The organism is Candidatus Magnetaquiglobus chichijimensis (assembly GCF_045865675.1).
Lineage (GTDB): Bacteria > Pseudomonadota > Magnetococcia > Magnetococcales > Magnetaquicoccaceae > Magnetaquiglobus > Magnetaquiglobus chichijimensis.
This window is the reverse complement of sequence record NZ_BAAFGK010000004.1, coordinates 973,644-993,940: the sequence shown is the minus strand read 5'-3', so window position 1 is coordinate 993,940 and position 20,297 is coordinate 973,644. Positions and strand designations below refer to the sequence as shown.

Below are 20,297 nucleotides of genomic sequence, written 5' to 3'. Positions count from 1 at the left end.
ATCCATTTGATGACCGCCAGATCGGTGCGGATGGAGGCGAATAGTTTGTCTGCATCCATGCCTGTTGATCGTTCAATGAGCCGGAAACATTTTGAGAACGGTGAGAATGAATAGTGCCTGTCCAGCAGAGACGCCAAACATCCACTTGATGATGTCAACCTTGGCTTCGGCGATGGCTTCCTTGAGATCACCCTTGGTGGCCAACTCGTTGAGTTTGGCCTCCTGAGCCTCACGTATGGTGTCGGAAAGCGCTTCGGCTTGTTGTTCGTCAAATCCGGCAGCCTTTAGACGCTTGATTGCGGTATGCGTATCGAAAGTGATGGCGGTCATGGCTGACTCCGCGTTTTGGATGGGTGATGAAACAAGCATACCACGGAACGCGGATGGATGCCACAAAGCTTTCAGGGCTTGCGGGCCATGGCCTTGGCGGTGATCAGGAGAGCGGCGCGGCCCGCCTCGTCGGCGGCGCGGTAGGCCTCCAGCAGGGCGGTTTCGTCGGGGGTAAGGGTTGGAGAACTGGAGGAGCGGAACATGTTCCCTTCACTGGTAAGAAGCCAGTCAATGTTCATGTCCATTTGAGCCGATAATTTTGTCAGGCTTTCCGGTCCTGGATCACGTTCATCCGCAAGGTATCCCTGAATAGTGCGATACGGTATGGCTGATTTTATTGAAAATTCTTTTAAATTCAATCCGGTATGGCTAATAAAAATCTGCAATCTTTCAGAAATGCTCATTTGTGCATTTTCACTCTTGGCTGTAGGCTCAATTGAGCATATTTTTGACACCAATCCAACCATTCAACCCGATACAAGCACATGGTGTGCCAGGGATGAATCAGGCAAGGGTTGGTGAGGAGAAAGGCCGGAAAGAGATCGCGAGAGGCTGTCAGAAACGTGATGGCCAAGGAACCGGAGGCGAAGCAAGGGAATGGGGGTCGGTGTGGTGAGAGGAAGGTGGATAGTGATCAGGCGCGAAGGGATCAATGGCCGGGGAACATCTTGAAGAGGGTAACAATGAAGACAGCCTGACCGGCGGCTACACCAAACATCCATTTGATGGTTTCGGCCTTGGCGGTTTCAATGTCTTTGCGGAGTTCAGCCTTCAGGGTCAATTCCAACTCTTTCAGATCCCGGCGCGTGGCCAGTTCTTCTAGATTTGTCTTGAAGACACTGGACAAAATCTTGGTTTGCGCTTCGGCCTGAGCTTCCGTAAACCCGGCAGCTTTCAGTTCCTTGATAAAAGCATGCGTATCAAAGGTGATGACGGTCATGGCTGGGCTCCGGGTGAGAGGGCGTCGTTCATCCAAACAGCGTTCTCAAAACGGGCAAAACGGTCACAACGATGATCATGGCCAGCATCCAACGATTGAGGCGGATCCCACCCATGACGCGGGCTTCGAATTCGCGCATTTTGCCTTCAAGTTCTTTGATATCACCCTTGATGGCAAGGTCGTCCAGATTTTTGTCAAGCACGTCCGCTTGCACTGCCGCCAAGGCCTCGGCCTGTTGTTCGTCAAACCCGGCGGCCTTGAGGGTCTTGACGTACTTGAGCGTATCGAAAGTGACGGCGGCAGAGGTCATGGCTGGATCTCCAGGTGAGATGGACGACGAGACCAGCATAGCACGGAATGCGGGCGGATGCCACAAAGCTTTCAGGCTTTGCGGGCCATGGCCTTGGCGGTGATCAGGAGAGCGGCGCGGCCCGCTTCGTCGGCGGCGCGGTAGGCATCCAGCAGGGCGGTTTCGTCGGGGGAGGTGGTGGCGGGGATGGTCGGGGTGAGGCCTTCCGATTTGTATTTAGGGCCTTCTCCGGTGATAAGCCAATCCAGAGATATTCGTTCCCGTTTTGAAAATTCAACCGCTCGGTCCAACGGGATATCGTTACGTTCACCCCAATTGATCACCGTCGGTTGAGCTACCCCAAGGGCAGACGCAATATCTTGATTTTTATTTAAATTAAGATGCTCACATATGCGTGCCAGAATGGGAGGAAATGTTTTTTTCATTATGGGAATTTTCCCTGTTGACTAATTTTCAAAATGAAAATATATTGACACCAATCCAACCATTCAACCCGATACAAGCACATGGTGTGCCAAGGAAAAATGGGTGGGACAAAATGTGGCATGCGGATACCAACAATCAACTTCGGGGGGGATCCAATGGAGATCGATAACCATGAGGTCGGTGGGTTCGACATCAATGCAATCGATATGGATGCATTGTGTATATTCCCGGAGAGCGATCCCATGGATCTCGAACTCCATGAACTCATTCAGTGCAATTTTGATGCGGTATTTGACTCCCTGGAGAACAATGATCTCTCTTGCGCAGAGCCCGCCGTGTCGGTGTCTTGATTGATATCAGTGTGAGAGAGAATATGCCAAGGCATGGTGACCGTATGGAAAGCCAGACCACAAAATTATTGAGTCTCCCCGAGGTGGAGAACCTGGTCGGGATGAAGAAAAGCTGGATTTACGAAAAAATCCAAGAGGGGCTGTTCCCGGAAGAGTACCGGAAGTTTGGCCACAGGTCTTTGTGGTCTCTGGAGCAGATCCTTCATTGGATCAACCACGATTCCGCCCAACTCTGTTCGAAGGGTACGAAATGATCGGGGATCCAGACATCCCATGTCCGTGTCTTGATTGAACCACCAGCATGAGTGCAGAAGATGAATGACATGATCTCCTTGACCGCTGCCGCCAGTTTGGTCGGTGTGCATCCGAACACCATCAAGAACTGGTTCGATCGCAACGAAGGGCCGCCCCGGCACTATGTCGAGAGTTCGAACTCGTTCCACTACAAGCGGTCCGAGGTGATGGCTTGGAAAGAAGCGAACCCTGACGGACCACCCAGGAAGCCGCGTCAGGGAAGACCTCGTACTTGATCAGCGTGATCCGAACAGGCTCAAGAACTGGAGCTGTCAAGGCAAGGGGCCACCCCGGCATAGCGTCGAAGGTTTACCGGTAGTCATCTACTACCGCTTCGAGACGTTGGCCTGGAAGAGGAAAAAAACAATCAATGGAGAGCATCCATGGTTGACTTCAGCCAGTTGATGACGACCGAGGAAGCCGCTGCGTATCTCCAGCTGCATGCGTCTACCCTGGTGATGTGGCGGGTGAAGAAGACGGGTCCCAAGTTTATCAAGATCGGCAAGAACGTCCGCTATACGCAAGCGCATCTGAATGAATGGCTGCAATCGCGGGTCGTGGATCCGACTCCCAAGGCTTCGGACAAGCCGGTCATCATCATCCAACGGATCAAGCAACCGGGCAGACGCATGCGGGATCTCCTGGATGAGCAGTTTCCCAATCAGTACCGGGTGCCGGGAGGCAGACCCCGAAAGAAAACCGGGGCAGCCATGGATGCGTGATGACCGCCGGGTATGCGCACCGCTCTTGCCGGTGGATGTCCAGGAGATCCTACGCGCGTATCAGGAAGATTACCGCACTATGGAAACCTTGGCCAAGGCGTTTGATGTACCCCTGTCCCGGATCTTGAAGATCCTGGACGATCACAACATCCCGAGGCGGGCCAAAAGCGATTATTCGACCAGGAGAATCACACAGCATTTCGCGCGGTCCCCGGCTACCGGTTCTCCTCGGTAGTGCCCTCGGGCTGGCCAGAAAGGGTTCGGCCCCCTTTGGTTGGCCATGGTTTTGGGTGACTCCCCCATACGGACGGCGATATCGTCTGGCCCACGAGACGGGCCTTTGCGATATTACCTTTCCACCTCTATCCAGGATCATTACCTATGAAGAGCAGCAATAATCAAACGCGGGGAAATACGAACAAACCGTCCACCACGAAATCCAAGCCCGCGACCACCACGAAACCGAAGAAGGCGTGTTGAGCGGTACCTGACGGTTTTCACTTCCGCTTCTGGAGGTGCAGACAGAGTACGCAGGATTTTTGTTCATCATAACAATTAAAGTTGTTTAATGAGGTGATCTCATGGAGCATGAACAGGAGGGTTTTTTAAGTTTTCTGGGAGAGTTGCGACGGGGCAAAACGCTTGTCGAGCTGGACGACACCCTTCGGCAGGTGGTTGGGGCGGTCCGGGATCTCCCCGCCTTGGTGTCCGGGGGTGCGCTGATTGTGATGTATGGGCTGTTGCTGCTGTGGCGGTGGCACAAAAGGCGATCTTCCAGAAGGTGGAACCGGTGCAAACCGTTGCAGAGCTTTCACCCCTGAGTGCCAATCCTTGATCTTCAATGACTCCAGGGAAACAAACCATGCTTACGTTATCCATCAAGGCCGACACCCCGGAGGAGCTGGCGCGATTCCTCGCCTTGATTCCCAACGGCCCTGCGCCGCTGCCTCAACCGGTCATGCAGGTTACACAGCCGGAGCATCCCCGGTTGATCGATGCGCCTTCATCACCGGGTGTTCCTGAAAGCCCCTCATCCATGCCTTTCGATGAGCTGGACAGTTCCGGCACCCCATGGGATCCCCGCATCCATTCTTGTGGCAAAACCAGAAGCAAGGACGGCACATGGCGCCCGAAGAGAGGCGTGGATCCGGCATTGGTTGATGCCGTGTTCGCCGAATGGCGGGCCAAAAGGGCCACCACCACGGACCCGTTGGTTGCGGACGACTCGGACCACGAGCAGACCCAACCTCAAGATGATCAGGAGGGGTGAGATGCACACCAGCACCGTGGCCGCCTACCAAAACGATGTGCGCCGGTTTCTTAATTGGGGTGGAGCCATTCCGGCCAGTGATCGCGTGGTGGCCGATTATTTCCGGGCGCATGCCAACAGTCACAAACTCGCCACCTTGAAACGCTGGCAGGTGTCGTTGAGCAAAGCGCATGCGGACAAGGGGATGGACGACCCCACCCGGAGCGAGCCGGTTGACACGGAATTCCGCATGATCGAGCAACAGCACGGGAGAAACCAGCGAAGCGTGGCCCAGCTCACGCCGAAGCAGGCCAAGGAACTGCTCAAGAAGATGGGGGATCGGCTGATTGATGTGCGGGATCGGGCGTTGTTCCTGGTCGCCATGTCGGGAGGCTTGAGCCGGTCAGAAATCATCGCCCTTACCGTGGATCGGGTGCGGGTGGACGGCGCGGTGATGATGGTCACCACCCATACCGGGCGCGCGGTGAGCATCCGCTTGGGAGAGGAGTCCTTTTGCGCGGTGCGGGCGCTCACCCGTTGGATCTCGGATGCCGGAATCATGCGCGGTGCGGTGTTTCAGCGGGTCAACCGCCACGGCGGATTGTCCGGAGTCCCTTTGACCGGCCACGGCGTGGCGCTGGTGATCAAGAAACGGGTCGCGTCCATCGGTCTGGATCCAACTCTGTACAGCGCGTGCAGCCTGAGAAGAGCCGGTTCCGGTTCCGCGCATGCGTTGCAGTAAGCTCCCGTCGCCTAATGGATAGGGCATCTGAATTCTAGTCAGTCTGGTGCGGGTTCGAATCCTGCCGGGAGTACCAGTTCCGTGATTCTCGCGTAAGCGGTTCACGGTTGGGAGTGTGTGGCCACTCCCAATATCAGGGCATGGCGCAGCCAGGTAGCGCTTCGGCTTTGGGTGCCGATGGCCGGAGGTTCGAATCCTCTTGCCCTGACCATCCACTAATAACACGAAGCTGCCGAACTCCAGGTTGAGGCTGAACGGTTGGAGCGGAGGCTCCCGAAATCGGCGAACTATCTGGAGAAAGCACAGGTACGAGAAAAATATTTTGAGGCGGAAGATGCGCGCAAGACCGCCCTTGCCAAGGCGAGAGGATAACGCTGGGGTGGGTCGGAAGGATGGCGGCGGTTACGATGGGAGGGTGTGCGTCATGAACGGGTTACCGTACAGGAAACATCTTGAGAAGCGTGACAATGAACACCGCCTGCCCGGCGGCCACGCCGAACATCCACTTGATGGTATCGGCCTTGGATTCGGCGATTTCACGGCGAACCTTCTCGATTTCTATGGTTACTTCCTTGATGTCCCCCTTGGTGGCCATCTCCTCAAGGCGGGAATCGCGCACCTCGCGTAGGGCGGCCACAACCTCTTCGGCCTGGCTGTCGGTGAATCCGGCGGCCTTGAAACGCTTGGCATAGGACAAGGTGTCAAACGTGGCGGCAATGGTGGTCATGGCGCTGCTCCAAACAAGGTGGATGACGAGCATAGCATAGCAGAATTTCGCCAGGGGGCGAGAGAAAGTTTTGCCTTCGTGGTGTCCGTTTACAGGTGGCGGACACTACTCAGGGGCTGAACCACACGGCTTGGGCTATTCCGAGGAGATCCTCGATATGCCGAAACAGGAGGTGTATGCACCAATCATCACTCATCCCATTGCTGACTTTTGAAGCCACATCCCTGGGGCATGCAAATGAATGTCTGATCCGGTTTGGACACAAAATGGGGCCAGTGAAGCGAGGAAATCAGAATGGAATATGCCATGTTTTGCGACATGACGGTCAATCCGTCGCGGTAACAACAGCTCATTCACTGATTCGAGAGACGGTTGGCGGTGGGAATGATCATCTGACGCGATCCAATACCATCGAGTTATCACGGCTGTGCGCCGACAGACCAGGTTTATGCCGCGTGGCACTCCGTATCTGGAGAGAATTTGTGTTTCCGGAGCTTGGGGTCAAGTTTGCCATAAGCTACCAGGATGCTGACCTGCATAACGGACTGACGTATCGATTTGACGGATGGAAGAGAACGGGCAATCTGGCCAGGTCTGGTACGGACTCCAGGTCAGGTCGCGATGGAAGGAGGAAATGGGTATGGCTGTGGGAGATAAAACCATGACCACCATCACCCGTTTTCACCAGTTTTGTGGCATCGGCAGCGGTTTCGATGGGAGAATTGGCAGAATGAACGGTCAGTGCGGAAAGAACGATTTCAGGATGATCGTGACGATACCTCCTACCGTGATTGCCATCCCCCATTTGAGAGGGGCCAACTCGATTTGCAAGTCGCGCTTGGTGACGAGTTCATCTTGAGCCTTGGCAATCACGCGAATCACCTCCTCTGCTTGTGCAGGTTGGAAGCCTGCTGCTTTGAGACGGTCAACCAGTTCCAGGGTATCGAAAGTGACGGTTGCCACGGAAGTCTCTCCAATCTAGGTTGATGACGACCACAGCATAGCAGAATTTGGCCAGGGGGCGAGAGAAAGTTTTGCCTTCGTGGTGGTCACCTTCTTCTGAATCCTGACCGAAAGCACCGCATGAAAGCTTACTACAACGAGATCGACCCGAAGAAGTCCGCCTGGCTGCGGGAGTTGATCAGGAACGGTGCCATTGCGCCAGGGGAAGTCGATGAATCAGACATCCGCGACGTTCGACCGTCCGACCTGGGCGGATTCACGCAACACCACTTCTTTGCCGGAATCGGAGGATGGTCCTATGCCCTGCGGCTCGCCGGATGGCCGGATGATAGACCTGTTTGGACTGGATCGTGTCCCTGTCAGCCGTTCTCCAATGCCGGAAAACGACTCGGGACAGAAGACAGACGCCATCTGTGGCCGGAATTTTTGCGTCTCATCCGCCAGTGTCGTCCTGCAATCGTTGTTGGAGAGCAGGTTACAGGCGGTATTGCCGATGCCTGGCTTGGATCTGTACTCGATGACCTGGAAGCCGAGAATTTTGCCGTCGGGGCGATCCATCTCCCGGCTGCAAGCGTCGGTGCGCCGCACATCAGACAGCGGGCATTCTGGGTGGGTTTCACCGACCAGTCAAGATGGGACAAGAGGCACGCAACCGGCGAGACCGTGGGATTCCGGGATACCTCTGTCGCAACAGGCAGCAGCCTGGGCCACACCATCGGCACGGGACTACCGGCACCCGAATCGTCGTCCGTACTCGGAACGGGGCGGTGGAAAGAAAGGGGAGTAACTGGTGAATCAAGAGATTCATTCTGGGATGGGGGTGAGTGGCAATCTGGATCAGACGGGAAGTCCAGGTGGGTTGAACCCGGAATTCGTTTGCTGGCTCTTCAATGCAGCGGAATGGATCAACCGCGAATCCACCGCCTTGACCGTCTACCGGCTGGCGCGGCAGAAGGGCATGTCCCAGGATGATGCGCTGCGGGAAGCGGAGGATCTGACCTACAGATCGCACAACGACTACTCCAGGGAAAACACGCCGCGCATTCTCCAAGGATTGGACATCACCTGTCTGCTTGAAGAGAATCAAAGTCTGCGCTAGAAAAACTAGTCTCTTCGGGAATTGGTTGCACGGCAGCAGGAGCAGATCGTCGAGCTGGTCAAACGGGTCGCCACGTTGGAAGAGCGATTGCAAAAGAATTCCAGCAATTCCTCCAAACCGCCGTCTCAGGATCCGCCTTCCGTGAAGCGTCCCAAGAAACCGGCAACGGGTCGTTCACGCGGTGGACAGGTGGGCATACCGGGATTGGGCGCAAAATGTTGCCGCTTGATCAGGTGGACCATGTGGTTGAGGTGAAGCCGGAAGTCTGTCAGGGATGCGGTGTACGATTGATGGGTGAAGATGAGCAACCCGGACGGCATCAGGTGGTTGAATTGCCAGTGATTCGTCCATAGGTAACGGAGTAGCGGATCCACGAACTGATCTGCTCGTGTTGCGGAGAACGCACGATCGGGAAGATGCCTGCCGGGGTTCCGACCGGGACAAGTACAGTGAGTTGTTCCTACTACTCTGCTGGATGAACTCTACACGAGCGTGTTCGTTCACACTGGCCGATAATGGTGCTTTATGGCCCCATGTCAACCACTCTGGTTCCAGGAAAAGGGCCAGGAGAATAGGGCACCAAATAGATACCCGATTATCAAATTAAACGGGTTGGTCAGATCAATTCATACGCAACTTCATCTTTAAAAATCAATAAGAGCGTTGATATAATTGACTATTTGTTCGGAACTGGTGCGTGTAGCTGTAGCACCAATTGCACCATTGATCATCGCATCCCCCCTGAATCCAAATAAGTAGCGAATGATCAGCAATCCGTCCGTCTTGTAGTCGGGAGTGCCGCCGCTACCATCTATATCCAAAAGTGCCAAGCCGCCAGTCAAATAGCTCTGGATAGCTGTAGCCGTTGTTCGCGTTCCTGAGAAATCTACTGCTCCCTTAATCAAGGCTTCATCCCTCATCCCATTTAAATAGCGCAGAATGAGCAACCCATCGGTCAATGCATCGTAGCGGCCATTGCCATCGATATCCAGATTAAAAGAAGGAACTTCCAGCGTAAATGCCTGAAGTGAAACTGTTTTGCTGCCATCATTAACAGATATTATAATATTTTTATATATACCGTTATCAGTTATTTTTGGGATTCCTGATAAAGAGCCAGTTTTTGTGTGAAAATTTGCCCAGACAGGTTTATTGAGAATTGAAAAAGTTAGTGTATCCACATCCACATCGCTGGCAACAGGTGTAAAGCTATATAGCAATTTGTGTAGTGCTGTAGTTGCAGGTGAGCCGCTGACTATGGGGGGATCATTGACTGGCTTGATGGTTATAGCTATGGTCGCGGTATTGGAATCCAACTTGCCATCACTGGTCTTGAAAGAAAAACTATCCGAACCATTGGCGTTTAAATTTGGAGTATATGTAAAAGCGCCAGTAGTTGTATTAGTTATCAATACCACACCTTTTATTGGTTGGCTTACAATAGAATAGGTCAATCCGTTATTATCCAAATCGGTTGCCAGCAATGTTCCATTATAGACCGTATCCTCATTTGTTGAGATGGAACCATTGGTGGCTGTAGGTGGACTGTTTATCAATTTGAAGTTTGCGGTTACGCTCTTGGCAGCGGTCATAAACACTGAACAAGTTCCCGAACCTGTACATGCTCCACTCCAACCATTGAACACAGAATCCGAGGCAGGTGCAGCGGTCAATGTAACATATGTTCCTGCACTATAATTTTCTGTGCAGTCGGTTTGGCAAGTGATGCCAGCCGGAACGCTGCTGACAGAGCCATTTCCTGTGGTTGCAACAGTCATGGTATTATTGAGTGGCAGATTTGATGTGGTTAGTTCAGAGCTTACAGACTCATTTGCTGTCAGTTGATTGTTTAAATATAGAGTAGCATCAACAATAGATCTTATTTCACCTAAACCGCCAACGAACCAAGTATTTCCTGATTCGGTTACATCAATATAGTTGCCGTTTACCCATCCCGATAATTTAGTAGAAAGTTGAACCTTGGCAGCCTGAAAAGTACCTGCTTGCACTGTGACGGTTTCGAATCCAGCAATATAGACGCTAGAACTGTAATTAAGGGCAAAGCTTTCATATCCTGTCAGGGTGAATGAGACCGTACCTGAGCTGGAATAGGTAGAACCCGTGGTTACGTTGGAAGTGGCATATTTTACGGGAGGAGAATAAATTATTGAATAACCAGAATACGATTCTTTAATTAAGTACAATCCTGAACTGCTTCTATAATAGTAATCTTTATTGTTATCATCATCCTTTACAACTGTTGCTTTATAACCATTAATATATTCTGTTCCGGTCACTGTGAATGTGGAGGTTGAGTTGCCTGTGGTGGAATCATAGCTATTGTAGGTCCATTTATTGCCCACATTTAAAGCGATAAAATCATCAATATTAAAAGAGGTCGGAGTGGCAGCATTTCCCGTCTTTATTGGACCAAGGTAGATCAAGGATAAAATCAGACAGAATTTGATGAGATATTTAAGCATATTGATAATGTTATTTAACCTGTCTTATTCATGAATTGATATGCTTAGGGTTGGTGGACTATCAGGCAGCACAAAAAAATGACCCAGCTGCCAGAATCTATGGCATATAGTCAGTCGCCAATACCCGCTTTCATGTGATCAGCACATCGTTTCTCAGGTTGCTGATACACTCTCCACTAATCCTGACTTCATGGCTTAGATTCAGAAAGCAATCCATAATGGTCATGGGGTTCCTCGCTGTTTCACGTGGGTAGGGTGAAGTTTAACTTGCCCCCGATGAGGTAGGCCATGGTGATGAAGTTGGCGTCCGAGCGGTAGCCTCTGGCCCGTGCCTTGGCGGCCTGGAGGAGGAGGCTATTGAAGCCCTCAACCAATCCGGTGGTCAGGCCGCTATGGAACCCGTTGAGTACACCATCCCAGTGGTTCTTGATGGTTTCCTTGTCTTTTCCCTTGGTTGCGAAGAGCAATTGGCTTTTATCCATGTCAAAGAACAGGCTGATGTAATGATGTCCGCGCCTGCTGGCTGTTTCGTCCATGCCTACCCGTCCAACATTGGACAGATCCAATCGCTTTTTGGCAGCGGCGACATGATGCCGAATGATTCGCCACAAGCGGGTGTCGTGTACGCCGAGGAGGTGGGCTACTTGCGCTACGGGCATTTCACGAACCAAAACCATGATCAATGCTTCGAACAGCAGCGTGAACCCACTGCCCGGTCGCGACCAAAAGGGACCTCGATCTTTTTGACGCCACAGCCCTGATCGCACTCCACACGCGAAACACGCGCTGTGAGCCACGCCTCATGCTGAAAAAAATTGAGATGCCGCCAACTCTTCTCGGTGGTGTCATAGGCTTTGGCCCCTTTGGAGCCACATGCCGGGCAGGTGAAAAGGCTTCCAAGAGGAAAACCGATGGAGATGTCCAACCTGCGCTTCTCTGGAGAGAAGCGGATGTTCCAAACTTCCCAGGGTGGGGTCAGTCCCAAAGCCAGTGTGAACAGGGTGGACGGGTCCATGTGCGCCTCCTTGGATGGTTACCAAAGCGCACATATTATCACACCCTACCCACGTGAAACAGCGAGGAGCCAAAAAGGCAATATGGAACTCTGCATGGTCATTACTTATCGCGGTGCGAATCCGCAACATATTGGTGATAGCTGCATAGCCCGCCACCACTGGCTTCATAGTCTCCTAAAGAGATCGGATTGTGGCAGATAACGCATGAACCGGACAACTCGAAGCCGCACATTAAGCAACAATTTTCTTCAAAAATATAAATCCCACCACATTCCGGGCAATCTTCATACGGCTGATCTCCACCTTCCTTGCAGGCAATATAGGATTCTCCAAACAGACTTTCTTCAATCGCAGATCGCACGAGTTCTTCTGAATCAATCAATTCACCACACTGATGACATTGAAACTTGGCGTTTCTCCAGTCAGTGTTATTTGCATCAAGTTGTTTGATGAGCACGGAGCCGCAGGCCTCGCACCGGAAATCTTCCAGCGAGGATTTGAGGGTTTCCGTCTCCCAGTCAATGGCAGAGAGGCTTTCTCTACATAGCTTCATCTCTTGATCAAAAATGTCCTTTATTTCAGTAAAAGTTTCCCAGACATTCTGACCAAACAAGTTGCTTGGATCCTTATGAAGATGTTGGCGGGTCAGATCCAAAATCACGATAAAAGCGTCGGCCAGGGCGTTTTCAATTTCCGCCGGGGTGTGTCTGGAATAGTAGTGCTCGATATCATTGCGAACCTTGGAGATACGATTGATCTTGCTCTCCTGAATCTGAAGCCCAAGAGACTTGAAACGGTCGAGAATTTCCTGCTTATCTATTGTTCGTCTTACCCGCCCTTCATGCGCTGGTTTAAATTGGATGCCATTTTCGCTTAGTTTTGGAACAACTTCCCAATGAAGCAACACTTCATCATCCGGAGACAGGCTTCGCAATACTTCCTTGCTCAACAGAAGAACACCAGCATAGACATTTCTGACGGCTGACAAGACGCGATCTTTGTCATTGTTACAGGCTTGGTAGTCTTCAATGCCGAGACGTATAGATGCCACCGCATTATCCAATAGCGAAGAAGATCCATTATTTGATTTTTTTTCACTACTTATTGCAATCTGAAGGTTCGGATCCATCAGGCCACCTCAACGGGATGGGAAGTGTGCGCAATGTTGCGTTCCAGGTGGGTTTCAAACAGAAAAGACGCCAGGGTGGCTGCAACCACCCCTGTCGCAAGACGGGCGTGGCCGGGCTGGATGCCTCGATTGGTCTTTGCTGACGGGCTGTGGCCGGTTCCGTAGAGATTCTGCAATTCGGCCATGCCCTGGGGGCACTGGGCTTCGACTATTCGCAAAGGGCATCCTGCCAGCGGGGATTTTTTTGCGTCCGAAATCGGCTTGTAACCCCAATCTGTAACCCCAATCTGTTTTTTCTGCTTTTCGTGCATCTGAGCCGTTGATTTCATTGGAGCCGACGAGGGGAATCGAACCCCTAACCTACGGATTACAAATCCGTTGCTCTGCCAATTGAGCTACGTCGGCGTGTCCGGTCTCGCTGGGGGATGCGAGGTGGGCAGATCGGTATTTTTACGAATTGATGACCAGATTGTCAATTGAGTCGTCGGTCAAACCGCGAGAATCCGGAATCACCCGGAACCCGGCGCCTCGCGCTGCACGTCCACGCTCACCTCCATGACCGGATTGCGTCCGCCACCCAGCACCACCCCTTTCAAGGGTGGGACGTCCGAATAGTCCCGGCCCCAGGCGAGCGTGACATGGCGATCGCCGGGCAACAGATCGTTCGTGGGATCGAAATCGATCCAACCCTGCACCGGACAGAGCACCGCGAACCAGGCATGCGAGGCGTCCGCGCCCACCAGACGGGGACGTCCGGGTGGGGGGAGTGTTTCGAGATAGCCGCTCACATAACGGGCCGCCAGTCCCAGCGACCGCAACACGCCGATGGCGATGTGGGCGAAGTCCTGGCACACGCCGTGGCGCTTTTCCAGGATCTCGGCCAACGGGGTCGAAATGGTGGTGACACGGGGTCGATAGGCGAACTCCTTGTGGATGCGCCGCATCAGCTCCGCGACTGCCATCAGCAGCGGTTGTCCGGGCGGAAAGGAGGGGGCGCCGTACCTCGCCAGATCCTCGGTGCGTCGCGTCAGGGGAGAGTCGAGTGTGAAGGCGCTGGCCATGCGAATGCGTGGATCCCAGGAGCGGGCGAAGAGATCCCGCGCCTCTTCCCAGGGAGGGGAGTCATCCAGAGGCACCGGCAGACGTTGCAGGATCTCCACCTGGCTCAAGCATTCGATTTCCAGGGAACGGTGCGGCTCCGTCACCTCGAAGTAGTGGGCGTGGTTGCCATGCAGATCCACCCTCGGGGCGAGAATGGCGGGTGAGGGGGTGATTTTGATTTCAAAGGTCAAGGGGGTTTGACGCGCCGTGGGGCGGGGTTGCAGCCAGGCGAGGTTGTGGCTCAACGAAACCGGTTCGGCAAACTGGTAACGGGTGATGTGTTGGACCCGGTAGGCCATGGCATCACCGGCTGACGCCACGCAGCGCGTGCGAGGAGGAGTGCTGGAAGAAGGCGTTGGCCAGCTCGACCGAGAGCAGAGGCAGCAGGTTTTTCAACCGGTCGAGCAGGTCGATCAGATTGGATCGTTTTCCCTCGTCCCCGACCAGGGCGAGCAGATCCGGATCGGAAAGGCGCAAGGCGTTGAACGCCTCGAGCACGATCCGTCCCGTGGCGGTGCGATGTCCGGGCATGGCGGCGTGGCGGGGCAGGGCCAGCACATGCTCTTCGATCAGGGCCAGCTGGCTGGCCAGACCGCGCGGGTTGGCCTCGTCCAGCAGGATCAGCTCCAGAAACGGCTTGATCGCCATGTGGGTCCGATAGCGGCGCCGATAGGTGATGCTGCTGTCGCCCACATTCAGCAGGGCCTCCAGAAGCAGACGCTCGCCTTCCGGAGGGAGGGCTTCGATCAGGGTGGCATGCAGCAGCGACACCACGAAGATGGCCCGTTCCAGCCGGCGACCCAACTCGAGAAACCGCCATCCCAGGCCGCGGGTCATGTTCTCCTGTCCCAGTCCCGCCAGGGCCGCCAGGGTGGTGATCAACCGTTCCATTTCGCCCACCATGTCGGCGCTGCTCTTCTCGCCGGCCAGGCGTTGGCGCAGGCCGCGCACCTGGATGATGACCCGCCAGGTGTCGTTGGAGAGGCGTTCGCGTACCCGATGGGCTGCCAGAATCAGGGATTGGATCGACGATGAGACGCTGCCCAGCCGTTCCGGTGCCCGGATGAGCGCGAGCAGTTCCTCTTCTGGATCGAGGAGACGTTCTTCCGCCCCTTCACCGATAAATCCGGGTTCCGTGGCGGTGATGGTGGTCAGGGCGCGGTAGAGCACCCGCAGGGCGGCGCGTTCTCCTGTTTCGCGCACCTCATCCCCTTCAGGACGGGGCAGAAGCAGCAGCACGCGCAACAGACGCGGCACGTTTTCGCTGCGTTCGGCGTAGCGGCCCATCCAGAAGAGATTCTCCGCCATGCGGCTGGAGATCTCGCCGGTGAAGAACGACGGTTCGGAGAGGCGATCGAGAGGCAGACGGTTGGAGCGGGCCACCGGATCCGGGGAGAGCACCCAGACATCCTTGGTGATGTCGGCGTGGCCGTTCAGGGTGTTGACCGGGCCGGGATCGAAGATCACCCGCGCCAGTCCGCCGGGCATGACTTCGGTATCGCTCAAACCTGCCGTGGAGAAGGTGCGCAGCACCAGATGACCGGGCCGGAACCCTTCCGGGGTCAATACCGGCAGGGTGGAGGGGCGCACCGGAACCTGGGCGATGAACTCCTGGGGGCGGGCGAGCAGGGCCTGGCGTACCGGGCAGTTCGGATCCGGGGTGAGCGTTCGGGCGGGTTGACCCGGTTGGGCGATCGCGCGGATCAGGAGCGGTTCGGGATCGGCCAGCACCTGGGCGAGGGAGTCCGGATCGCCGCACCACCAGGTTGGCAGTACCGGCAAGAGCGATTCTTCGCCCAGAAAGTGGTGACAGATCTCCGGGTAGTAGGCCAGCAGGGACGGATTTTCCAGAATCGCGGCTCCGGGATGGTTCAGGACCGCCACCTTTTGTCCGGCGATCGCCTGGATCAGACCGGCCACCCCCAGAAAGGAGGTTTCGTCCAGTTCCAGGGGATCGCACAATCGATCCTGCAACATGCGCAGCACCACGTCCACCGGATGGAGGCCATCCAGGGTTTTCAGGTGGACGCGTCCGTTGCGCACGGTGAGATCTTCGCCCTGCACCAGGGTGAGCCCCAGGTAGTTGGCCAGGAAGGCGTGTTCGAAGTAGAGTTTATCCTCCGGACCGGGGGTGAGGAGCACGGTGCGCGGATCCTCCTTGGGGAGGGGCGAGGCATCGTTCAGGTGGTTGCGCAGCGCGGTGAAGAAGGGCAACAGCAGCCGCACATGGTTTTCGTTCAGGGGCTGGCGCAGCAGTCGGAAGAGGATCTGGCGGTTTTCCAGGGCGTAGCCGTTGCCGGTCGGGGAGTGGAGGTGGTCGCCGATCACCAGGAAGTTGCCAGACGGGTCACGGGTCAGGTCCGCAGCCCACCAGGGAAGGGGCGAACCTTTGGGTCTGGGCAGACCGTGACAGGCGCGCAGGTAGCCCGAGGCACCGAAGATCAGCGGTCCGGGCACGACTCCGGCGCGGATCACCCCTTGATGGCCGTAGAGATCCTCGAGCAGCAGTTCCAGCACCCGGTGGCGTTGTTTGAGCCCCCGTTCCAGCTTGAGCCACTCCTCCTCGACCAGAATCAGGGGCAGGAGGTCCAGATCCCAGGAACGGGCGCCCTCGGTTTCGTTCTGGAACAGGTTGTAGGTGATGCCGTTTTCCAGCAGGAGTTGCCGGGCCTGCTGGCGCAGCGCCTCGACGCGCTGGATGCCCTGCTCGTCGAGGTGCTCGAACAGCGGATGCCAGCCGGGACGCAACAGGCCATCCGGTCCGACGGCCTCGTCGTATCCGATGGGTGGACGATACTCCCGCAACCGTGAGGTGACGGGCGAAGGGTTTGGGCGTGAATTCTCCATGGCGGGGGAATCAGTACCCGGATCGCCTCCGCATGTCAAGGGTATGGGGGTATTCACCCGGCGGTTCTTCGGGAGGAATGCCGCGCATGTTACCTGGGGAGTGGCCGAACTCCTGGAAGCGGATGCCGCGTCGCGCCTCGGCTTCGAAGCTGTTGACCGGAAAGAATTCGTGGTTGCGTCCACCCGGATGGGCGGCGTGATAGACGCAGCCTCCCAGCGAATGGCCGTTCCAGGTATCGACCAGATCGAAGATCAGCGGGGTGTGGACGCCGATGGTGGGATGGAGCGCCGACGGGGGTTGCCAGGCCCGGAAACGGACTCCGGCCACCTGTTCGCCGTGGGCGCCGGTGGGACGCAGAGGTACGCGCCGCCCGTTGCAGGTGAGGATGTGGCGTCCCTCGGTGAGGCCGATGACTTTGGCCTGGACCCGCTCCAGCGAGGAGTCCACGAAACGGGAGGTCCCCTGTCGGGTCAATTCTTCGCCGAGGACGTGCCAGGGTTCGATGGCCATGGTCAGTTCCAGATGAAGGTCGTCGAAGGTGACCGCGCCCAGGCGTGGAAAACGGAACTCGACGAACGGTTCGATCCAGTCATCCTGGAAAGGAATCCCGGCGCGACGCAATCCGGCGATCACCTCCAGCACGTCGCGACGCACATAATGGGGCAGCATGAAACGGTCGTGCAGCGCCGTGCCCCAGCGCACCAGCGGACCCTGGTACGGTTCGCGCCAGAACCAGGCGATCAGGGCGCGCAGCAGCAACATCTGCACCAGGCTCATCTGGGCATGCGGCGGCATCTCGAAGGCCCGCAGCTCCAACAGGCCCAGCCGACCGGCAGGTCCGTCCGGGGAGTAGAGCTTGTCGATGCAGAATTCGGCGCGATGGGTGTTGCCGGTCAGATCGACCAGCAGGTGCCGGAACAGCCGGTCCACCAGCCACGGTTGGTTCACATCGCCGACCGGCATCTGCTGGAAGGCGATCTCGAGTTCGTAGAGCGACTCGGGACGGGCCTCGTCCACGCGGGGGGCCTGGCTGGTCGGACCGATGAACAGACCCGAGAAGAGATAGGAGAGTCCAGGATGGTGCTGCCAGCAGGTGATCAGGCTGCGCAGCAGATCCGGACGTCGCAACAAGGGGCTGTCCGAGGGGGTGGCCCCGCCGAGTACCACATGGTTGCCGCCGCCGGTACCGGTATGCCGGCCATCCAGCATGAACTTTTCCGTGGCCAGACGGCTGAGATGGGCCTCTTCGTAGAGGGTGAGCGTGGTCTCTTCCATCTCCCGCCAGGAGGCGGCGGGATGGACGTTGACCTCGATCACCCCCGGATCCGGGGTGACCAGCAGGCGCACCAGGCGGGTGTCGTTGGGCGGTTCGTACCCTTCGATCAGGATCGGAACCGCCAGGCTCGCGGCCACCCGTTCGATGGCTGCGATCAGCTCCAGATAGTGCTCCAGCATCCCGACAGGTGGCAGGAAGATGTGCAACACCCCGTCGCGAGGTTCCACGCAGAGGGCGGAACGCACCACCCGCGCAAACGAAAACGGGGTGCGGGGCGGATCGTCCGGACTCTGGCGCAGCGGGTCGGCATCGAACCGGTCGCGGGGCGGCAGGGGCGGAAGCTCCGCGAACAGGGATCGCTCCTCCGGCATCTCCTCGGCGCGGGCGCAGGCATCGGGCAGGGCGTCGAAGGGCAGTCGCAATCCCATCGGCGAGTCGCCCGGCACCAGATAGAGATCCGATCTCTGAAACGGCCAGGGGGAGGAGCGCCAGCCGTCCGGATCGCGGGTGATTGGCAGCAGGTGTCCGGTGGGCGTTTCCAGTCCGCGATTGAGCAGCGTGGCCAGCCGTTTCCGGTCCAGGGGATCCTTCTCGTCCGCCCGGGTCGGATCCCGATCCACCGGCGCGCGCAACATCTGCCAGTGGTGGTAGAAGGGATCCTCGTAGGCCGGGAGCACGTCTTGCGCGCGTACTCCCAACCCGGCGGCCAGTTCGGTCAGGAAACGTTCGCCGAGGGCGGGGTCGTGGCCCAGTTGGCTCTTGCCCCAGGCCAGCAGGGTGGGATCGCGCCATACCGGCTCGCCATCCTTGCGCCAGAAACAGGAGTGCCGCCAACGCGGCAGAGGTTCGCCGGGGTACCATTTGCCCTGGCCGAGCTGCAACACCCCGCCCGGCGCGAACCGGTTGAAGAGTCGGGCGGTGAGGTCCGTGGCCAGGCGGCGCTTGTGGGGACCGTCGGCGGCGAAGTTCCACTCCGGGGCTTCGGTGTGTTCGGTGGCGATGAAGGTGGGTTCCCCGCCCATGGTCAGGCGCACGTCGTCGGCGTTGAGCCGTTCGTCCAGGTCGGCGCCCAGCGCGCGGACCGCGGCCCAGCTCTCATCGGTGTAGGGCTTGGTGACGCGCGGATGCTCCAGAATGCGGGTGACCGTGTTCTCGAAGAAGAATTCGGTCTCGCAGGGATCCATCAGGCCGGTCACCGGCGCGGCGCTGGCTGGTTGCGGGGTGCAGGCCAGGGGAATGTGTCCCTCGCCGGCGAAGAGTCCGGAGGTGGGATCGAGTCCGATCCACCCTGCGCCGGGAACATACACCTCGGCCCAGGCGTGCAGATCGGTGAAATCCTGTTCCGGTCCCGAGGGACCGTCCAGAGAGCGCACGTCCGGGGTGAGCTGCACCAGATAGCCGGAGACGAAACGCGCCGCCAATCCGAGATGGCGCAGAATCTCGACCAGCAGCCAGGCGCTGTCGCGACAGGAGCCGGTTTTGCAGGTCAGGGTCGCCTCGCTCTCCTGCACGCCGGGTTCAAGGCGGATCGTGTAGCCGATCTCCTGACAGAGTCGCTGGTTGATTGCCACCAGAAAGTTCACCGTGTTGACCGGCTCGCGCGGCACCTCTTCAAGCCAGGCTTGCAGCCGCGGACCCGCCGGTCCGGTGGCCAGATAGGGCGTCAGTTCACACTCCAGGCCCGGTTCGTAGGCGAAGGGGTAGTGTTCCGCGTACTCCTCCACGAAGAAGTCGAACGGATTGATCACCGACATTTCGGCGATCACCTCCACGTCGATCTCCATGGCGGTGCAGGGCTCCTGAAAGACCACCCGCGCCAGATGGTTTCCGAAGGGATCCTGGTGCCAGTTGATGAAGTGGTTGGCAGGCTCGATCTTCATGCCGTAGGCGCGGATCGGCGTGCGACTGTGGACCGCGGGGCGCAGCCGGAAAATGTGCGGCCCGAGGTTCACGGGGCGGTCGTATTGATAGCGGGTGTGATGGCGAATGGCAACGCGGATGGTCATGATGGTATGTTTGGTCTGTTGCAAGGGTTGCTTTGAGAGGCGGTTCGGCCCTGGCCGGAGAGCCTCGAAGACGAAGAATGTCTGATCGATGTGCTACAAGATCCGCGCCAAGGGGGGTTTTTGCAAGGGAATTCGACGGATAACCCGGACTGGGATGGAATTTGTTGTTTATATTTTGGTCAAAGAAGCATAAAGTAAGCAAGAATTGATTATTTGTCGGGCAGAATGGTGCCCATCCGATGCATGCGGGGGCGCCAGTCCGGCGCCTGAAACCAGGATTCTCGCG

The 20,297-nt window shown here is 56.7% G+C and carries 21 protein-coding genes, 3 tRNA genes and 2 pseudogenes; 11 read left to right on the top strand and 15 right to left on the bottom strand.

Annotated elements, in window-relative coordinates; translation table 11 throughout:
- Positions 1-72 precede the first annotated feature (72 nt).
- From ACOY6C_RS08485 to ACOY6C_RS08465, 5 genes are all read right to left on the bottom strand, one after another.
- Positions 73-330 carry a CCDC90 family protein gene (locus ACOY6C_RS08485; RefSeq protein ID WP_420905040.1) on the bottom strand — a complete coding sequence of 86 codons (258 nt, stop codon included), beginning with the start codon at positions 328-330 and terminating at the stop codon, positions 73-75.
- Between the two features lie 71 nt (positions 331-401).
- On the bottom strand, positions 402-734 hold the full coding sequence (locus tag ACOY6C_RS08480) for a helix-turn-helix domain-containing protein (RefSeq protein WP_420905039.1): 333 nt from the start codon (positions 732-734) through the stop codon (positions 402-404).
- 245 nt (positions 735-979) lie between these two features.
- The gene (locus ACOY6C_RS08475) at positions 980-1,270 is read right to left on the bottom strand and encodes a coiled-coil domain-containing protein (protein ID WP_420905038.1); all 291 of its coding nucleotides are present in this window, start codon (positions 1,268-1,270) and stop codon (positions 980-982) included.
- Positions 1,271-1,298: 28 nt separating this feature from the next.
- Positions 1,299-1,580 carry a CCDC90 family protein gene (locus ACOY6C_RS08470; protein WP_420905037.1) on the bottom strand — a complete coding sequence of 94 codons (282 nt, stop codon included), beginning with the start codon at positions 1,578-1,580 and terminating at the stop codon, positions 1,299-1,301.
- A gap of 71 nt (positions 1,581-1,651) precedes the next feature.
- Positions 1,652-2,005, bottom strand: a complete 354-nt coding sequence (locus tag ACOY6C_RS08465) for a helix-turn-helix domain-containing protein (protein WP_420905036.1) — start codon at positions 2,003-2,005, stop codon at positions 1,652-1,654.
- 156 nt (positions 2,006-2,161) lie between these two features.
- Here ACOY6C_RS08465 and ACOY6C_RS08460 point away from each other — a divergent pair, with 156 nt between their 5' ends.
- The 8 genes from ACOY6C_RS08460 (at position 2,162) to ACOY6C_RS08425 (ending at position 5,574) form a co-directional block, all read left to right on the top strand.
- Positions 2,162-2,356, top strand: coding sequence for a hypothetical protein (locus ACOY6C_RS08460; protein WP_420906129.1), 195 nt, complete (start codon positions 2,162-2,164; stop codon positions 2,354-2,356).
- 23 nt (positions 2,357-2,379) lie between these two features.
- A complete protein-coding gene (locus ACOY6C_RS08455; protein ID WP_420906106.1) occupies positions 2,380-2,610 on the top strand; it encodes a helix-turn-helix transcriptional regulator in 231 nt (76 codons plus the stop codon).
- A gap of 60 nt (positions 2,611-2,670) precedes the next feature.
- Positions 2,671-2,886 carry a helix-turn-helix domain-containing protein gene (locus ACOY6C_RS08450; RefSeq protein ID WP_420905035.1) on the top strand — a complete coding sequence of 72 codons (216 nt, stop codon included), beginning with the start codon at positions 2,671-2,673 and terminating at the stop codon, positions 2,884-2,886.
- Between the two features lie 147 nt (positions 2,887-3,033).
- Positions 3,034-3,372, top strand: coding sequence for a helix-turn-helix domain-containing protein (locus ACOY6C_RS08445; RefSeq protein ID WP_420905034.1), 339 nt, complete (start codon positions 3,034-3,036; stop codon positions 3,370-3,372).
- 862 nt (positions 3,373-4,234) lie between these two features.
- Positions 4,235-4,642 carry a hypothetical protein gene (locus tag ACOY6C_RS08440; RefSeq protein ID WP_420905033.1) on the top strand — a complete coding sequence of 136 codons (408 nt, stop codon included), beginning with the start codon at positions 4,235-4,237 and terminating at the stop codon, positions 4,640-4,642.
- 1 nt (position 4,643) lies between these two features.
- The gene (locus ACOY6C_RS08435) at positions 4,644-5,363 is read left to right on the top strand and encodes a tyrosine-type recombinase/integrase (protein WP_420905032.1); all 720 of its coding nucleotides are present in this window, start codon (positions 4,644-4,646) and stop codon (positions 5,361-5,363) included.
- Positions 5,364-5,439 (top strand) — tRNA-Arg (locus ACOY6C_RS08430). It begins immediately after the preceding gene.
- A 58-nt stretch (positions 5,440-5,497) separates the two neighbouring features.
- Positions 5,498-5,574, top strand: a tRNA-Pro gene (locus tag ACOY6C_RS08425).
- 222 nt (positions 5,575-5,796) lie between these two features.
- Here the strand turns inward: ACOY6C_RS08425 and ACOY6C_RS08420 are convergent.
- Together ACOY6C_RS08420 and ACOY6C_RS08415 are read right to left on the bottom strand one after the other, a co-directional pair.
- Positions 5,797-6,090 carry a CCDC90 family protein gene (locus tag ACOY6C_RS08420; protein ID WP_420905031.1) on the bottom strand — a complete coding sequence of 98 codons (294 nt, stop codon included), beginning with the start codon at positions 6,088-6,090 and terminating at the stop codon, positions 5,797-5,799.
- Positions 6,091-6,828: 738 nt separating this feature from the next.
- On the bottom strand, positions 6,829-7,053 hold the full coding sequence (locus ACOY6C_RS08415) for a CCDC90 family protein (RefSeq protein ID WP_420905030.1): 225 nt from the start codon (positions 7,051-7,053) through the stop codon (positions 6,829-6,831).
- 120 nt (positions 7,054-7,173) lie between these two features.
- Between ACOY6C_RS08415 and ACOY6C_RS08410 the strand changes: the two are divergent.
- The 3 genes and pseudogenes from ACOY6C_RS08410 to ACOY6C_RS08400 all read left to right on the top strand — a co-directional run.
- Positions 7,174-7,638 (top strand): annotated as a pseudogene (locus ACOY6C_RS08410) (DNA cytosine methyltransferase); the annotation flags it as partial.
- Positions 7,639-7,843: 205 nt separating this feature from the next.
- Positions 7,844-8,152: a hypothetical protein gene (locus ACOY6C_RS08405; RefSeq protein ID WP_420906128.1), complete on the top strand. Its 309-nt coding sequence runs from the start codon at positions 7,844-7,846 to the stop codon at positions 8,150-8,152.
- Positions 8,153-8,173: 21 nt separating this feature from the next.
- Positions 8,174-8,407, top strand: coding sequence for a DUF6444 domain-containing protein (locus tag ACOY6C_RS08400; protein WP_420905029.1), 234 nt, complete (start codon positions 8,174-8,176; stop codon positions 8,405-8,407).
- 389 nt (positions 8,408-8,796) lie between these two features.
- On the opposite strand, the gene ACOY6C_RS08395 is transcribed toward ACOY6C_RS08400, so the two are convergent.
- From ACOY6C_RS08395 to ACOY6C_RS08360, 8 genes and pseudogenes are all read right to left on the bottom strand, one after another.
- On the bottom strand, positions 8,797-10,635 hold the full coding sequence (locus tag ACOY6C_RS08395) for an Ig-like domain-containing protein (protein ID WP_420905028.1): 1,839 nt from the start codon (positions 10,633-10,635) through the stop codon (positions 8,797-8,799).
- 242 nt (positions 10,636-10,877) lie between these two features.
- Positions 10,878-11,650: pseudogene (locus ACOY6C_RS08390) on the bottom strand (helix-turn-helix domain-containing protein).
- Between the two features lie 101 nt (positions 11,651-11,751).
- Positions 11,752-12,780 (bottom strand): hypothetical protein, encoded by a 1,029-nt coding sequence (locus tag ACOY6C_RS08385; RefSeq protein WP_420905027.1) that lies wholly within the window; start codon positions 12,778-12,780, stop codon positions 11,752-11,754.
- Positions 12,780-13,091 carry an abortive infection family protein gene (locus ACOY6C_RS08380; protein WP_420905026.1) on the bottom strand — a complete coding sequence of 104 codons (312 nt, stop codon included), beginning with the start codon at positions 13,089-13,091 and terminating at the stop codon, positions 12,780-12,782. The genes ACOY6C_RS08385 and ACOY6C_RS08380 overlap by 1 nt, the downstream gene beginning before the upstream one ends.
- 18 nt (positions 13,092-13,109) lie before the next feature.
- Positions 13,110-13,185: transfer RNA gene (locus ACOY6C_RS08375), tRNA-Thr, on the bottom strand.
- Positions 13,186-13,289: 104 nt separating this feature from the next.
- Entirely contained in the window at positions 13,290-14,180 is an 891-nt protein-coding gene (locus ACOY6C_RS08370) for a transglutaminase family protein (protein ID WP_420905025.1), read from the bottom strand.
- A gap of 4 nt (positions 14,181-14,184) precedes the next feature.
- On the bottom strand, positions 14,185-16,728 hold the full coding sequence (locus ACOY6C_RS08365; protein WP_420905024.1) for a circularly permuted type 2 ATP-grasp protein: 2,544 nt from the start codon (positions 16,726-16,728) through the stop codon (positions 14,185-14,187).
- Positions 16,729-16,738: 10 nt separating this feature from the next.
- Positions 16,739-20,011 (bottom strand): transglutaminase family protein, encoded by a 3,273-nt coding sequence (locus tag ACOY6C_RS08360; RefSeq protein ID WP_420905023.1) that lies wholly within the window; start codon positions 20,009-20,011, stop codon positions 16,739-16,741.
- Positions 20,012-20,297: the final 286 nt, after the last annotated feature.